Source organism: Pseudomonas sp. NKUCC02_KPG, from assembly GCF_019345465.1.
Taxonomy (GTDB): Bacteria; Pseudomonadota; Gammaproteobacteria; order Pseudomonadales; family Pseudomonadaceae; genus Aquipseudomonas.
Genome location: NZ_JAHKRC010000003.1, coordinates 226,294 through 241,977, shown reverse-complemented (window position 1 = coordinate 241,977; position 15,684 = coordinate 226,294). Strand labels below are relative to the sequence as shown.

Annotated in this window: 13 protein-coding genes; 7 read left to right on the top strand and 6 right to left on the bottom strand. The window is 53.0% G+C overall.

The features are described 5' to 3' along the window. The first annotated feature begins 18 nt into the window (after window positions 1–18). The 3 genes from KO536_RS05755 (at window position 19) to KO536_RS05745 (ending at window position 3,195) form a co-directional block, all read left to right on the top strand. Complete coding sequence (locus KO536_RS05755) at window positions 19–1,632, top strand: DarT ssDNA thymidine ADP-ribosyltransferase family protein (protein ID WP_219261392.1); 1,614 nt, start codon at window positions 19–21, stop codon at window positions 1,630–1,632. Then, entirely contained in the window at window positions 1,632–2,333 is a 702-nt protein-coding gene (locus tag KO536_RS05750) for a hypothetical protein (RefSeq protein WP_219261391.1), read from the top strand. Before KO536_RS05755 ends, KO536_RS05750 begins: the two co-directional genes overlap by 1 nt. 217 nt (window positions 2,334–2,550) lie before the next feature. After that, on the top strand, window positions 2,551–3,195 hold the full coding sequence (locus tag KO536_RS05745; RefSeq protein WP_219261390.1) for a T3SS effector cysteine hydrolase SpvD family protein: 645 nt from the start codon (window positions 2,551–2,553) through the stop codon (window positions 3,193–3,195). Between the two features lie 291 nt (window positions 3,196–3,486). On the opposite strand, the gene KO536_RS24220 is transcribed toward KO536_RS05745, so the two are convergent. The 3 genes from KO536_RS24220 to KO536_RS05730 all read right to left on the bottom strand — a co-directional run bounded on the left by KO536_RS24220 (window position 3,487) and on the right by KO536_RS05730 (window position 6,744). Beyond that, on the bottom strand, window positions 3,487–4,197 hold the full coding sequence (locus KO536_RS24220) for a serine protease (RefSeq protein ID WP_257622812.1): 711 nt from the start codon (window positions 4,195–4,197) through the stop codon (window positions 3,487–3,489). 490 nt (window positions 4,198–4,687) lie between these two features. Next, window positions 4,688–6,037, bottom strand: coding sequence for an ATP-binding protein (locus KO536_RS05735; RefSeq protein ID WP_219261389.1), 1,350 nt, complete (start codon window positions 6,035–6,037; stop codon window positions 4,688–4,690). Next, a complete protein-coding gene (locus KO536_RS05730) occupies window positions 6,034–6,744 on the bottom strand; it encodes a response regulator (protein WP_133078338.1) in 711 nt (236 codons plus the stop codon). The genes KO536_RS05735 and KO536_RS05730 overlap by 4 nt, the downstream gene beginning before the upstream one ends. Before the next feature lie 163 nt (window positions 6,745–6,907). Here KO536_RS05730 and KO536_RS05725 point away from each other — a divergent pair, with 163 nt between their 5' ends. Further along, entirely contained in the window at window positions 6,908–7,192 is a 285-nt protein-coding gene (locus KO536_RS05725; protein WP_219261388.1) for a hypothetical protein, read from the top strand. 46 nt (window positions 7,193–7,238) lie between these two features. Beyond that, window positions 7,239–7,907, top strand: a complete 669-nt coding sequence (locus tag KO536_RS05720; protein ID WP_219261387.1) for a DUF3313 domain-containing protein — start codon at window positions 7,239–7,241, stop codon at window positions 7,905–7,907. A gap of 704 nt (window positions 7,908–8,611) precedes the next feature. Here KO536_RS05720 and KO536_RS05715 read toward each other — a convergent pair. The 3 genes from KO536_RS05715 to KO536_RS05705 all read right to left on the bottom strand — a co-directional run bounded on the left by KO536_RS05715 (window position 8,612) and on the right by KO536_RS05705 (window position 13,096). After that, window positions 8,612–10,435: a CocE/NonD family hydrolase gene (locus KO536_RS05715; protein WP_219261386.1), complete on the bottom strand. Its 1,824-nt coding sequence runs from the start codon at window positions 10,433–10,435 to the stop codon at window positions 8,612–8,614. Between the two features lie 34 nt (window positions 10,436–10,469). Beyond that, a complete protein-coding gene (locus KO536_RS05710) occupies window positions 10,470–11,921 on the bottom strand; it encodes a YfcC family protein (RefSeq protein WP_219261385.1) in 1,452 nt (483 codons plus the stop codon). A gap of 269 nt (window positions 11,922–12,190) precedes the next feature. After that, entirely contained in the window at window positions 12,191–13,096 is a 906-nt protein-coding gene (locus KO536_RS05705) for a LysR family transcriptional regulator (protein WP_133078333.1), read from the bottom strand. 203 nt (window positions 13,097–13,299) lie between these two features. Here KO536_RS05705 and KO536_RS05700 point away from each other — a divergent pair, with 203 nt between their 5' ends. Together KO536_RS05700 and KO536_RS05695 are read left to right on the top strand one after the other, a co-directional pair. Beyond that, window positions 13,300–14,526: an OprD family porin gene (locus tag KO536_RS05700; protein WP_133078332.1), complete on the top strand. Its 1,227-nt coding sequence runs from the start codon at window positions 13,300–13,302 to the stop codon at window positions 14,524–14,526. Window positions 14,527–14,992: 466 nt separating this feature from the next. Further along, window positions 14,993–15,610 carry a trimeric intracellular cation channel family protein gene (locus KO536_RS05695; protein WP_133078331.1) on the top strand — a complete coding sequence of 206 codons (618 nt, stop codon included), beginning with the start codon at window positions 14,993–14,995 and terminating at the stop codon, window positions 15,608–15,610. Window positions 15,611–15,684 lie beyond the last annotated feature (74 nt).

The following is a 15,684-nucleotide window of genomic DNA, read 5'->3' as shown; positions in this document are numbered from 1 at the left end:
GTTCATTGGGGACAATGGATGGTAATTCTCTCGTTCCAGATTTTAATTATTTTCACTACTTACCTCGCGAGTATCTTCGGTAAAAAGTCATTGGTTATTGTCTGTGCAGCATGGACTGTATTTACACTCGTGAATGCGTTTATGCCCGGTTTGATCCTGCTCCAGCTGATTACCATCTGGGCATGCTATTGGTTTCTTAAACGGAAAAAAAACACCGCTGTTGAGCCTCATCACATCGCACCTGCCGGTGAAAAGCCCTCAGCCTCCAATTCATCGCCCCAGCCCCCTGCTTTGACTTTAGAGCCTGCAGTACTGACGCCCGCTGAAAGCGCGCCTGCAGGTGGCGCTTTTCTTCGCTCCCTCGATTCGCTAAACACTGCCATTACGTCCTTCAGCGACTCGGTATCCTTGAGTCTTGACGTCCAAAAAGCTACTGCCTCACTGGAAGCAGTCATTTTCACGGAGAAGCTCTGGACTGAAAAAGCGTTGGAGCGCGCGCAAAGCGCATTGAAACTGGACGCCTGGCGCCAGGAACATGGCGAGAAAGCCTGGGCGCACTACCAGCAAGCCCATGCCCAGTTCACAAAGGCGCTTGAGTCCAGCACAACAGTCGCCGTGACAGCGCCTTCACCTGTGTGGGCGATTCCGGATTTTTCCTGCGTACCCGTCCCTGGCGATTCCCCTTTGGCGACCGCCTTAGAGGCCAAAAAACGCCAGCTCCAACACGAACGTGACACGTTTTTCAGCGATATCGCTCAGCAGGTCTGGTCGAACGTCCCCCTTCGCACTGCACTGCGTCATGAGTTGTGCAAACTGGGGGGACATGACACTTGGGACTGTATTTCGCGCAACGCTGCGCAGGGCAACAAACCGTCGGCGCGGCTTTCGTTCGGGGCCGTACTGGGCAGGATTCAGGCATCAAGTCCTGGCCTCCGGGAGCCGGAGACACAGAGTCACGGGCTTACTGCATACATTCCCGGATTCCTGCGCAAGCAAGAACTGGAGACACGGGTGCGCGCCCTTGAACTGCCCTATCTGATTCATTTCACACGCATCGAGAATTTACCTTCAATCATGCAGCATGGTCTGTGCTCCATCACTGCTCTCACCGACCAGAACATCGACTTCAGGTTTAACGACCATCTGCGCCTCGATGGGCACCCAAACGCCACTTGCCTGTCTATCGGCCATCCCAACGACAAGATGTTCGCCAGTTATCGCTGGAAGAGCCCCGAGCAAGGCTGGGCTGTACTTGTGATTGATCGCTGCGTTTTATGGTCACTGGATACGGCGTTCTGCAATCACAATGCGGCAGATAACCGTATTCGCCAACAGCCACTGGCAGACCTGAAGACGGTCGCGGCTTTCGACAACCTGTTCAGTCCCCAGAGCAACTTGCCTTCTCGAGAAGAAAACAGACTTCTGCCCTGGGACCCCTCCGATGTTCAAGCCGAAGTTTTAGTGTTCGACACATTACTGCCGACGTTTATCAACAGTGTGATTTTCAGTGACCCGAGAAGCCTGCAAAAGTATAAAGACTGCGTAGCAGACAAGCCTGTGCACATACACACTGAAAGCCGTGGCTTTCTCGGCGCACGAACTTATGCGCGCAAATCCGGATGGACTTATTGATGGCCAGCAGACCCGTTTTTATCCCTGCCCCTGACGGGCAAGCGCTCGTGAGCACTCAGATCGTAGACTTCCAGTGGTTTGCAGGTCTCTCCGTGTCTCAGAAACAAAAATCCATCACCTCACTTCACCAGGCGGCACATGCATTGCCAGGCATCGGTAAAGTGCTGGAGGTCTCCACAAAATCCCCTGAGCGTCTCGGCGCTGCACTCAGCGCTTTTAATCTTGCCTTTGATAGCTCGATGCTCGGTCACCCTTTGAGTGTCGAGTGCGCCTTCCAGGGCAGCAAGGTATTCGAACAAGGCGGCCCTTTTACCGACATTTATACAGTGACCTCCAGTGAGGCAAAGCGTGACGAACGGCTACGCCTGTCAGGAAGGCTTACAGGCTTTGACTTCGCGAACGTTCAATGGCCACTGGAGCCGCAGACAGCTTTTTACGACTGGCTATACATCAGCGCCCTAAAACATCGAAGGGACCTGGCGGATCAACTGTCCGAATACTCTGCATTCACTGACATTGAGTTCAGCCCGCAAAAATCCATTAATTGCCAGGCCTACTCGGTTGCGCTTTTCGTGTCCCTGCAAAAAAGAAATTGCCTTGAACAGGCCACCGCATCACCCGCGGCATTTCTAAGTTACCTGGCGTCCAGGCCTGTTGTGAATGCGCGCCAGGATGACGTGTCTCAAGGTCAGCTGTTCTGAGTGTGCCCGGCATTTCTGTTCGCATGGCGGCGGTCGAGCTAACCATCAACCCGGGTATCCATGCTCCCCGCAGGCTTTGGGGGCCTGAAAATCACACATCAACAGTGCGCCCCCTAATGATTTAACTTTTGGTTACGATGACACGTATCGAAGCCGCTTGAGGTGTGATGAACTCTAGCCCCCCCTGGTGCAGAGCCGTCTTGAACCGGATACCTCCATGATAAAATTCAGCAGTGTTGTGCGAGAAGGATACCCTGACAGGCTCTCCGGATTTGTAGAAAGAACGGTTGAGGATAATGATACTCACGATGTATTAAGGATCAGGCAATCCTTGCATGTTGAATCCCGCGCGCAGTCTTTGCCAGAGCAACTGAGTCTCAGTGATCTGAAGCGTATTGCTGAGTTTGCGAACTTTACAACACTGCATTACTCGGCCAATTGTGCGCTGCTGGCAGCCTGTGTTCATTACAACATAGAGAAAGGCGCCTCCCTTCTTAGTGCCAAAAATACGACATCGCCTTATATGGGCATGGACCCCGATATCGTCGCGAAGGTTATTTTCGGAAAGGCACTCAATGCTTCCCGTGACCTGTACTCGCTTGAGGAAGTCGATAACGAAGTCCTTAGAAGGTACGATATCAACGGCAATAAATCCTGTATTGTCGGTGCACAGAACTACAGAATCCCCCTCATTGGCGAGACTGGACATGACTTCAATGCTGTTGTGTTACTGGACTCGCACAACAAACCCTATGTTCAATATCTAGATGCCTGGAAAACGTCCAACACCACCCCGGACAGAGCAACGTTTGAGCACCATTTCCCCCTGGGCGCGATCTTTACCGTTCGCTCCTGCACGTAATTCACCAAATGTTCGAGCTGAGCCACTCAGTTAAATTTGTCTTGTTGTGGCTAAAATCTCTGGAGGCGCGCACAAGCTCGGCGAATACGTGTTTCAGGAGGTCCAGGGTTGTGCCAGAAACCGTCAATACTCCTGTACTCATGGGCTGTCAGTAGCTCCGCCCGGCGCTGCACAAAAAGGAGCGCGCCGGGTCTGCAAGCCCGTCACCTGTTAACTGGAACTTCCGCCCTTAACATATATAAGAACGCACTCACTCAAATAGTGTCTGCAGCCGATAAATAATTTCACTATTTATTTGGCATTTATGTTTAGCGGTTTCAAACCCAACTCAGGGCAGAAATCAGTTTTCGGGGTCGGCCCTATCGGGCGAGTGTCGTGATTAAGCTGAGCCTGGAACAATCTCCACTCACGCGCAATAATGGAGTAAGGGACAAAGATACTCACCCTCTCCGCACCTCTTAAATCGGTCTGAGCAGGTATATCGTATGGTGTGACCGAGTAGTAACCTTCATTAATACCAACCACACTTCCGTCAACGCCGATGACCGGCCCACCCGACATCCCTTTAATCACTGGGGCATCGTGGATACCATATAGATCACCGCTATTTTCTTTTACATTGAGGAAGGGCGTTTGATACACCTTACCCTTGCCCGTGGTCGTCATCATATAGGGACTTACCCCCACGGCCGTTATGTCTTCACCCAGACACGGCGCTCGCCATGTAGGGTAACTGCCGTCTGCTTTGTGCTTGATGAAGGCGAGGTCACAGCCTGTACTGCAGGAGTATGCAATATCGGGCAAGAATGGAGTATGCCGGGTCGTTACAGCGTATTCATCGTTCCACTGCACTGCCGAGGCCGTATATAGAAACGGTGCTGGAAAGCCTGAGTAGACCACAAAGTATGTGTCGTTGAATTGTCCCGATAAATCGGGTTTGACGAAGCCGTTGCATCCGGCAGTGGAAAGTGCTATTAGCACAATACTAATCATCTTGATCATTATAAATTATCGGCTCTTAGAAATAATGCAGTCGAGTGTTATTGTCAGTATTTTGACAGCGTTGGGATAGCGCCTGAATCATCTGCTTTAGTGGTCGCTGCATTACTTATAGTCGAGTTTTAATAATATGAATGTCTAAATTCAGCTGGGGGCTATCTGAAAAGTTGCGGGCTCTAGGTATATGAGGGCGCTTGCGAGATCGAACTAGAGCCCAATCAACCGATGCTCATGCTGGGGCAGTGCTTGGGGGCCCCTAATTGCACCTTGATTCGTTGATATATCCGATCGGCCGCTTTTGGCCAATCGCTGCCTTTAGTGACGGGCCGCTATCGGCCGATCCTGTTGAAAAAGTCGGTTCGCCCAAACAGCCTGGTCATTGACTGGTTAAAACGCCTTTTTTGCACACTGCTAAGTGAAATTTGAGTCCGGAAGCGCGCGATGGTGATTTCCACACTTACGGATTGATTACGCCTTCAAGGTGTCAACCCAACTAAAGCCGATTCAAGAACCCATGGGGCAACTCAACTTGTGCAACGAGCCCGCCGCCACAACGGTTTCTCAATAGCAACTCTCCGCCGTGCTGGCGTGCCATGGCGCGGGCCGAGGACAGGCCCAGGCCAACGCCACCGGAGTTACGGTTACGAGAGGGTTCAAGTCGGACGAATGGGGCAAAAACGTTTTCCAGCTCCGCTTCAGGAATCCCTGGCCCTTTATCGCTCACCTCGATGCGGACCGAGCACGAGTCACTGCTCAATTGTATGCACGGCAGCTGCGCATACTTCACGGCATTTTCCAGCAAATTGGCAGTGATCCTTTTAATGCCTACCGGGCGGCCGAAAAACACCAGATGGGGCGGGCCTGCAAAATCGACGACGATACCCTGATCACTGTAATCATCGATCACGGTTTGCAGCAGCTCTGAGAGATCAAAACTGGTGGCTTGTTCCTGTAGTGCCTCGTCGCGAAAAAACCCCAGAGCCGAGTTGATCATCGATTGCATTTCATCAGTGTCACGGATCAGCTTGCGTTGCTGCTCAATGTCTTCAATAAACTCGCAACGAAGCCGCACACGTGTGAGAGGCGCGCGAAGGTCGTGCGAGATCGACGCTAGCATGTGCGTGCGTTCGGCGATGAACTGCTGAATTTTCGCCTGCATGGTGTTGTAAGCAATGATCGCTTGGCGAATTTCATATGGCCCTTCGATATCAATGGGTGGAGCGTGCAGGTCCCCACCAAAGCGTTGTGCTGCGCTGGTGAAGCGTTGCAGTGGGTTAGCCAGTTGGCGTGTGGCGAACCAGGCGACCAACCAAGTCGCAACCAGGCCGAGGGCAATGACGATGGCAAAACGCAACGCAGCACTCACCCCCCAACTGCGTTGCGGTGGCGTAAACGACAACCAGCTATCGTCGCTCAGTTGTACCAACATGACATAGCGAGCTTGCGGGCTATCCGCGGGCCAATTGGCGGGCTGCAAGACTTCAATTTTGTGATGTGTCTCCCCCAGTAACTCACGCAAAACCGGCGCACTATCAGGGCCTAACAAGGTGCCAGACACAGGCAGTTCGAAGCCGCTTCGGCGCTCGCGCCATTGCACCTCAAGGGTCGGATTGCTCGCTGCGCCCGCCAACTGCGCGCGCATTGCCGGGGGTGCCGCCTGAATGACTCGCGTAGTAGCAGCGACCTGGTCCAGCAATCCGATCTGATCCACCGGGGGTTTGGCCCAGACCCCGGCGACCTGAACAAACAGGGCATAGAGAACGAGCGAGGACAGCATCGCCGCGACTATGGTCAATGCAATCCGGCGTCGAAGAGTATCTATGTGCGGAATCAGACGGATCACGTCCGCGTCACCTTGGCGTTGAACATATACCCACCATTGCGCACGGTACGAATCAGATCTGGACGTTTGCTGTCTGGCTCTATTTTTCGTCGCAGGCGGCTGACTTGCACGTCAATGCTTCGATCAAAGGCTTCATGATTCTGCCCACGCGTCAGATCGATCAATTGCTCACGGGTAAGGATACGTTCAGGGTGCTCAAGAAAGACCACCAGTAGATCGAATTCACCGCCAGAGAGCGGAATCATTACATCTGCGGACGAACGCAGTTCGCGGCGCGTGACGTCCAGATGCCAGCCAGCGAAGCGGATAACCAGCCGTGCGTCTTCGATACGCGGGTGTACAGGATCATTCGCGCGGCGCAGCACTGCGCGTAACCGGGCAAGCAACTCTCTAGGGTCGAAAGGCTTGGTCAGGTAGTCATCGGCACCCAACTCCAGTCCGACAATACGGTCACTCAATTCGCCCATCGCGGTCAGCATTACCACCGGAATACGAGTATTGAGCCTCAACTTCTGACACAGGCTTAACCCCCCCTCACCCGCAAGCATCAGATCGAGAATGATGAGGTCCGGACGATTGCGGTCGATTGCCGCCCACATGGCTTTGCCATCGGTGGCCAGTTCCACTTCATAGGCATGCATGAGAAAGAACTTCTCTAACAGCAATAGGATTTCCACATCGTCGTCGACGATCAGTAACCTGCTCACATTCAGTGATCCATGGTGCAAAAAGGAAGGTATCTAAAACTATTCTGGCGCGACGGTCATTTATTTCAATCGTGAAACATTTCTGCTTTGCGGACATGAATCAGACATCTTCAGGCAAAAACACTCAGGCAAGCTGCGCGCAATCTATTCCGGAGCGCCCTCCATGCAGACACTGAGCAGCAAAGACACATGCACCGACGCCTTGATCCTGAAGCAGCTCACCAGCAAGGTCTGGAACAACGATCCAGTACTTTTTCAAGAGTCGCGCATGACACTTTCAAGCGATCGTGAACGTATCGTCCTGATCCGTTACATCGAGCACTACAGTCCCGGAAGCGGCCAATGGGTGGAGTACTCCTACTCCGTGCCAGTCTGCGAGTTCACTCAATGGATCATGGCTAATGGCGTACTGAACATCGAGAACTCAGAGAGCCGCCCGGGCGTCTGAGCGCTGCAAGTACCATTAATTTAAAATCGATTCAGGAACGCAAAAAATGGGAAGACGTATCTCGCTACCGCTAGTGGCGACCCTATCCATTTCACTCACTGCTTGTACCAGCCAAACCATCAGACCCGAAGAGTATTCGGGCTTCTTGCATGACTACAGCCAACTGACGGAAAAAAAGCTTCCATCCGGAAAAAAGGTGCTGACTTGGGTGAGCCCGACACTGCATACCCACCATTACACCCGTGTGTATATCGAGCCGAGTCTGTTCTATCCAGAAATGCTACCGAGCGAACGCGCTTCGCAGTCAACGCTTTCGGCCGTAACCCATTACTACGATACCGCCCTCAAACACGAACTGGGCAAAGTGATGACTGTCGTCGAAACCCCAGGCCCCGACACACTCACCATCAGGTCCTCCATCATCTCTGTCGCGGCCAGGACGCAAAGCTTGCGATTTTATGAGTGGCTTCCCGTAACACTGCTTGCTGCCGGCGTCAGCACTGCTACCGGCATCCGCGACCAGGACAGTGAAATCACCACCGAAGTGGCTGTTCTGGATGCCGTCGACCAAGACGTTGTGGCGCAAATAGTGCGCAAAGAGACTGGCCGGCCACTGGACAATGATAAGCAGGTCATGACCCTGGATGATTTCAAACCGGTGCTCGATGGCTGGGCCGTCGATATGCGGCAGGCATATTCATCCGGCGGGAAATAAGCACTCATACGTGGGCACGCAACACTGTATGTCCCTTGGAGTTCGGCAGCCGCCAGGGAATTCGCCATCCTTGAATAGTAAAAGCTACGGGGGCTGGTGGGGTGGCCCACCGGAAGCCCTTGGGAATGGACAAGTTCCAGTCGTGGCAGCAACAGCATTCAGTCTTTTGGCTGGATAGAGACATTGGGGCAAACCCCCATGCCCACTTTCAAGCGAAAGCAAAATACCCCGCAAAGCACTCCATCCACTCACCGAAAAAGCCAGGTTGCGGAACTGATCCAAAAAATTGCGGAAGTGATCGTCAAATCGCACGCATAAAAAAGCCCCGCAGACGTTAATCTACGGGGTTTTCGAATGTGGAGGCCGAAGCCGGAATCGAACCGGCGCGGGCGGATTTCAATCCACTTTTTACATATAAGTCATAAACTTACTGCTATTTCGATTCCGCTAATGCTTCAGATTTATACGCCTGAACGTCAAGTATACAAAGGGTTTCATTTCAAAATGCGGAACCGATTTACCCCCAAATTCCTGCGCCCCCATCGACAATACAACGCTCATCAATTAGCGAAGCTTACGTACCTGCTGAGCTACTGCTATCGGCCAAATAACTGCCCGGGATGCATTTAGCCTGCGTCGCATTCCTTCGAGACCTGTTTGGGCACTATTACCATTATTTCGCTGGCCAGGTGAGGTATTGATATTCAACCCTCCAGGATTCGCAAGATTAATCGAGACGGCATCTTGGCGCTGAGATGCAAAGTATTGCATGCAACTCTCTTTTGAATCGCCGAACCTTCCGGCTCACCTGAATTTGGATTAACGTCGAAACGCGGGAAATTACTGCTGGCAATATCCAGTCGAATACTATGCCCGGCTTTAAAAACGTTACAGGTCGCAAAGGGCTCGATAGTAATCTTGAACGGTTTACCTGGAATCAGTAGCTCAGGCTCGCTCCACGAGTCGCGGTAACGACAACGAAAAATGCCGTCGGTAATGTTCATAGCGTAGCCTTGGGGGTAATCGGTGCTAGCCGGGTAGACGTCTACCAGCTTTGCAGTAAAGTCCGTATCAGGACAATCGCTCTCTACCCACAATTCAATACTCACTGGCCCGGCGACAACAACGTCTTCAGATAACGGCGCTGTTTCAAAACTCAATACATCTGCACGCTGTTTCAACGGCATGTCATTACCTTGAGAGCCGAAAAATTCCGAGCATTCAATCTGATCGAATGCTCCACCGACAAACACGGGAGCCCCTGACGTTAATGATCCACCGACCGTGGGTACAGGGTTAGTCGGGTCTGCGTAATAGCTAAGGTACTGGGTATCTTGGGTGGGTTTGGACGGGCTCAGACCTCCGCTGTGAGTCAGAAATAACGATTGATCGACAGTGTCGGGCAGCGGCCATGCACTCGCAGAAATCCAGCGGCCGTCATGCTCGATACGTCCTTCAGCATTGCGCGCACCACTCCCGCCTCCCATCAGAAACACCTGTACTTGGTGAGTTTCGTCAGGCTCGGTAACTGGTTCTGACAAATGGCGTTCGAACCAATTCAGCCGACATTCCAGCCAAGTTTTTTCAACCTGCCCGTCAAAAGCGGCTAGAGGGCCGAACTCTGCGTTACCACTGAATGTGATGTTACGGTCTCCATGGAGCCAAGGCCCCATGATGAGCCGCTGCTGAGCTTTGCGTCCGTTGGTAAATGCTTCGTAGTTGGCTAAGGTTGAGCTGACGTAGGCATCGTACCAACTCGACATGAACATGACCGGGATATCAGGAATAGCGTCGTAATAACCTTCGGCATACAGGCCGAGCTGCTGCCAGTAATCGTCGAAAGTACCGTGACTCCATTGGGAGAGCAGGTAGTCTTCGTACTCAGGCGAATGACGCAGCGGTGAATTCCCTGGGCTCCACGGCATCCGGGCGAACCAGGAACGAATGTCCTCCTTTTGCAACGCTTCAAAGACCAAAGGATCAGCCTTGGCGGCTGGGCTTTCCTTGGCCTGCTTATAGGCCCATGTCGCCTGTTTGAGCTCGAAAGCGCCGCCTTGCCGTATCCCGCACTGGTATGCGTTAGCGAACCCCCCCGAATCCAGCACCATCGTCGTTAGGCCTGGCGGATTCAGGCATGCCATCGCCAACTGAGTGTGCGCAGCGTAAGAAAGCCCCATGCTGCCTACACGACCATTGCACCATGGCTGCTCAACCAGCCAGCTCAACGTGTCGGAGCCATCCTCGGCTTCGTGGGTGTATTTCACAAACACACCCTCAGAGGCATAGCGCCCTCGGCAGTCTTGAAACACCGCAATCAAGCCACGCTGGGTAAAGGCTGACGCCATTTCTTCTCGTGAAAGATGGTGACCATCGAGCTGTTTTTCCGAACGAGATGGCTTCGACTTGTCGTAGGGTGTGCGCTCAATTACCACCGCCAAAGGAGCCGTCACGCCATCGGGCAAGTAAACGTCAGTCGCCAGACAGATGCCGTCGCGCATCGGCACTTTTAAATTATGAAATATTTGCATGTAAACGGACTCATCGAACGATCATCAAAAACGGCTAGTACCCGGTAAATACGGCGTAACTTAGAAGGCCAATGGCGATAGCAGCAAATACAAGAACCAGCGGCCATATGAAGCGAGCCCACTGCCCCCAGCCGACCTGAGCCGTAGCAAGCAGAACGAGCAAGCCGCTGGAGGTCGGAGTGATCAGATTAGTAAGGCCGTTACCAAGGAGAAAGGCAAAGACCGTGGTCTGCCCCGTGACGCCTGACAACTGACCGAGAGGCCCGAAGATCGGCATCGTTACAGCCGCCTGACCGGAAGTGGACGGGATGACAACATCTAGGCTCAGTTGGGCGAAAAACATCCCGTATGCGGATACCAGAGGCCCATGGTTCCCGACCATCTCGGAAAGTCCTTCAACGATGGTATCCAGCACTTGACCAGTGCTGAGGATGATCTCCACCGCAGTGGCCAGGCCAATCAACACACCGGCCATGAGTACCTTTTTCATGCCGTCTACAAAAGCCGTGGCCGCATCACTCGCCCCCAGTCCGGCAACTGCAGCGAAAAGCATGCTCAAGGCAAGGTAGTAGGAGGAAAGCTCCGGGTACTTCCAGTGCCAACGGTTGGAGGCATACACTAGGAACCCGATGCCGACCCCCATGATTAGCAGGTTCAGGACGTGTCTGGCCGGGAGCTCGGCGTGTTTGAATACAAACTCTGCGGATGCATCAAAGCCGAGTCGGCGAATGCTGAGCAGTACGAAAGCAACGCCTACGATCAGAAAGATCACGTATGCCGCAACCCGCATGCTAAGCCCGCTGAACATCGGAACCCCCACCAGGGGTTGCGCCACGGCCAGCGCTACCGGATTTGAAATCGACCCGAGATAACCCACTTTGACCGAGATCACTACGATGGCAAGGCCGATGATATTTGGCAGCCCCAGGCGAGTGGTCATGGCAACCATAAGCGGTACGACCATGATGTATTCCTTCGCCAACCCCATGAAGGTGCTACCTGCTGAAAACGCTAGCATTAGGAAGGGTACCAACACGTAGACGTTGCCTCGGGTCATGCCCAGCAAGCGTTCAAGCCCAGCTTCAATTACTCCGGCCTTGTTGAGTACTCCAAACATGCCGCCTATAAACAGCACCATGAAAATCAGTCCCGCACGCTTCTCGATGCCTTGAGGTATAGCCATGAACGCTTCAGGTAAAGAAACCGGACGAGCACTTTCACTATTTGAGGCCCGTGGAGCTGTCGAAACAAGCTGCCCCCACGAGTCGTCTTTATCCAATACGTGGTAAGAACCTGGAACAACAGCGATACCGTTGCGTTGGAACTCTCCGGAATCCACTGCGTATGTGAGGATCAGTGCTAAGAAAACGATAGCGAGAAGAATGAGAGATGGATTTACCTGCTTAGCAGGACGATGTATCGAGTCTTCGCTCAAACGTGAACAATCGCTTGGCTGAGTCGCAGACGTTTTAGTAGTTTCAATCATTTTGTTGAACCCGAATTGGTGCGCAACGCGTGCAGGTGGGGGCAGAAATGCAAGGTGCACTGGCGAGCTTTGGCTCAGGCCAGAGAGCAAAGTCGGATTCGTTTGATCTGGTGGGAAAGAACGATGCGAAGGTCGGCATGACGGCGCTCTCATAATTGTTTTTGTGATGGCCCTGAAGGGCATACGGCGGACACTAAAACAATCGAACACCGCTCACAACGCTATGAGTGATACGGGTTGGGGTATGCAAAACGTGAGAGTCAACACCCTCAACCGATGCGAGATGCCACTTCGATCAGTCGCTCTTTAAGGTGTTCAGCGAAAACGCTGACTGCCTTGGAGCGTGGCAGGTCATTGCGAAAAATCAAACCGAAACGGTACGGCAAGGGTGGCGTCAGGGGCCGAGTGATTATGGGCAAATCGGAGAAGTCGTTGGCGAGCAATGCATTGATGATGGACACCCCGACCCCTTGAGCAACAAAGGCACAGGCGGCGCTGACGGAATGCACTTCAACCCGAACCTGGGGCGTGATCTGCGCGCTGCGAAAACGCTGATCCAGTTCGGTACGAAGGTTCCGTTGGCGCCCTAGCAGCACCAGAGGGACGTCCCTCAAGTCCTCGATCCGAAGTTCGGCGCTCTCGGCCAGCGGATGGCCCACCGGCAGGACACAAACACCTGCGGTTTCTAGCACAGGCTCAACATCGAAACCCTCTAAGTCAGTGGGTAGTCTGACAAAGGCAAAATCAGCCGTACGATCCAGTACTGCTCTTTCAAGCGTGTCATACGATCCAGTCAATAGCTCGATGACGACGTCTTCACGATCTTTCAAAAACTCTGCCACTATCTGAGGCAGTAAGTGCTGGGTCATGCTCGTGGGCACCGCGACCTTGAGCAAGGTGCGACGGGAGCGTCCCACTCGCAACTCATCGGCAAGCCGCTGTACACGCTGAAGGTTTTCCACCAGCCCTGATACCTCAGTAACAAACTCCTCCGCCTCTGGAGTAGCAGTCAATCGCCCCTTGCGACGAAGGAACAGCGCAAACCCCAGTGACTCCTCCAACTGCCCGAGCAGTCGACTGACCGCCGATTGCGATAGCCCCAGCCGAGTGGCAGCACCGATCGTAGAACCGGTCGCCATGATCGCCTTGAAGGTTTCGAGCTGTTTTAGGTTCAACGGATAACTCCACAGGTTGGTTTGGGGCAGCACAGCACATTTCGCATAGCCCGATGCGATTCACTCATAACGTTGCGTGTTGATTTAACGCCGATTAGTGTCCGCCACCAAGCGCTCACCAGTCCAGAGGCGCAACAAAATCAAGATTAAAGCCGACCATCTTACTGCTGCCAAAAACTATAACACCCAGCTGAGGATCCTTCATGCGTACACACATTCCGACCACCGCATTAGCTTGTGCTGGTTCTTTGATATCGATAAGCCCGGTGGTAATTGCGCAAGGGTTTTTCGAGGACTCTCATGCAAGTCTTTCTATGCGCAACTACTACTTCAACGACGACTATCGCGATGGTGGTAACGACCGTCGGGAATGGGCGCAAGGCTTCCTGCTGAACATGCAGTCAGGCTATACCCAGGGCATCGTCGGCTTTGGTGTGGATGTGCTGGGACTGTCAGGCCTCAAGCTTGACTCAACACCAGAGCATGCTGGCACAGGCCTATTACCAGTGCATGATGATGGCCATGCTGCTGATGAGTTTTCCAGTCTGGGATTGACCGCGAAAATAAGATGGGGCGACGCACTTATTAAAACCGGAACACTGCTACCCAAGATCCCCGTACTGGTCTACAACGACGGCCGTCTGCTACCGCAGACATTTCGTGGGAGTCAGATCGAATACACCGGCATCGACAAGCTATATCTCCATGCCGGCCACTTGGATGAGTTCAAGGCGCGTAATTCCACCGACAGCGTCGATATTTTCCCGCAAGGCTACACCGGATCCAAGGGTACGGATTTTGATTTTGGCGGCGCGACCTACTCTTTCACCAAGGATCTCAGCGCAACTTACTACTATGGCGAGATGCGGGAGTTTTACCAGCAGCAGTTCCTCGGCCTGGTCTACAAACTTTCGGTCGGGCCCGGCAACCTGACCACCGACTTACGGTATTTCAACAGCGCGGACGTCGGAGCCGCACGCAACGGACAAGTCGAAAGCGATATGTTCAGCGGCCTACTCACTTATCGGCTACAAGGCCATGCATTGAGCCTCGGATACCAGAAAGTTTACGGCGATACAGCTTTGCCCTACGCGAGCGTGAGCACGGTGTACTCGTTCTCGAATGCAGGGGTAGGAAAATTCATCCAGCCTGGAGAACAAACCTGGATGCTGCGTTATGACTATGACTTCGCGCCGTTAGGCATCCCTGGGTTGAGCTTCATGACGCGGTACTACAAGGGTGCCGACGGAGACTACAAAGGTCTGCTGGCGCGTGAGCACGAGCTAAACACCAACCTCAAGTATGTCGTCCAGGCGGGCAGCCTCAAAGGCTTGGGAGTAGAGTATAGAAACGCTGTATCACGCTCGACCTACGCCAGTGATCGAGACAACAACCGCTTGTACATAACGTACACGTTCAATCTCTGGTGATTCAAAACCGTGATGGATCCGCCTCGTTCTGATGAGTGTGCCCGTCTCGGTAGTGGGCAGCTCCAAGCAGGCGGGCTTTTATGTATCTGCTAGGCTTTCCTCATCATCCAGAGAAATACTATACCCGCACTTCCCGACGACCCACCACCTGCCCTATTAAACCGATTGAACCAAGACATAAACACACTGGGCTTGCTATCGAAGAAATTGGAGTCTGGATCGATTAACGCAATCGCTAACGCACTAGTAGGACTGCAAGTAAAAGCCAACTTCTGAGTCAATTGAATCTGAGGCGGGTTTGCGCTACTACCCACCAGGTTCTGCGCTTGTTGACTGTAACACTGTCATCAGAAACGACAGCGCTCATGATCATTCGCACCCAAAAACGCCATGATGGCACGATTATTTCTGGCTATAACCCATACAACGCCGATACCCCATGAGACGCTTCTCTCAGGTAACAACGATGGAATATGAGATGTTTTTTGTCATTGATCTCATGGGTACGTTCGTCTTTGCCCTGAGTGGCGCCGTGGCGGCCATTGACCGAAAACTGGATATTTTTGGGGTTTTGGTCATCGCCTTTGTAACAGCCTGCGGCGGCGGGGTAATTCGCGATCTATGTATTGGTGCCCTACCACCCGCCGGTCTCATCAACCTCGAGTACTTGAGCGTCGTTGCGCTGGCGGTCGCCTTGGCCGCCTTTTTCCAGCATCTATTACTCAAGCTGGCCCAACCCACCTTGTTCTTCGACGCCGTAGGGTTAGGTTTTTTTTCTGCATTCGGCGTTCACAAAGTCTATGCCCTCATACCGAACATAGAACTGGCCCTCCTGTTAGGTGTTATTACCGCAGTGGGCGGCGGCATTATCAGGGACGTGCTGCTCGGGCGTGTACCCGTGGTATTGACCAAGGAGATATACGCCTCCGCGGCGCTGCTGGGAGCACTAATCCAACTACTCGGTGAGTTACAGGTGATTGATCATCAAGTGGCGCCCTGGGCTGCAATTGCGCTCTGTACCCTGATACGAATGCTGTCGTTGAAATACCAATGGAACCTGCCCGCGATCAAAAAAAAATCGTGAGCCGACCCTATAACCGATAAAACATCAGCGGGAACGTCACAGAACGATTTTTAGTCAAAGGGACTTACCATTTT

Excerpts from the sequence above, each read along its gene's own strand:
- KO536_RS05755 (WP_219261392.1), top strand. The coding sequence starts at position 19 with ATGGTAATTCTCTCGTTCCAGATTTTAATTATTTTCACTACTTACCTC.
- KO536_RS05720 (WP_219261387.1), top strand. The coding sequence starts at position 7,239 with ATGGGAAGACGTATCTCGCTACCGCTAGTGGCGACCCTATCCATTTCA.
- KO536_RS05715 (WP_219261386.1), bottom strand. The coding sequence starts at position 10,435 with ATGCAAATATTTCATAATTTAAAAGTGCCGATGCGCGACGGCATCTGT.
- KO536_RS05710 (WP_219261385.1), bottom strand. The coding sequence starts at position 11,921 with ATGATTGAAACTACTAAAACGTCTGCGACTCAGCCAAGCGATTGTTCA.
- KO536_RS05700 (WP_133078332.1), top strand. The coding sequence starts at position 13,300 with ATGCGTACACACATTCCGACCACCGCATTAGCTTGTGCTGGTTCTTTG.
- KO536_RS24220 (WP_257622812.1), bottom strand. The coding sequence starts at position 4,197 with ATGATCAAGATGATTAGTATTGTGCTAATAGCACTTTCCACTGCCGGA.
- KO536_RS05695 (WP_133078331.1), top strand. The coding sequence starts at position 14,993 with ATGGAATATGAGATGTTTTTTGTCATTGATCTCATGGGTACGTTCGTC.
- KO536_RS05750 (WP_219261391.1), top strand. The coding sequence starts at position 1,632 with ATGGCCAGCAGACCCGTTTTTATCCCTGCCCCTGACGGGCAAGCGCTC.
- KO536_RS05725 (WP_219261388.1), top strand. The coding sequence starts at position 6,908 with ATGCAGACACTGAGCAGCAAAGACACATGCACCGACGCCTTGATCCTG.
- KO536_RS05745 (WP_219261390.1), top strand. The coding sequence starts at position 2,551 with ATGATAAAATTCAGCAGTGTTGTGCGAGAAGGATACCCTGACAGGCTC.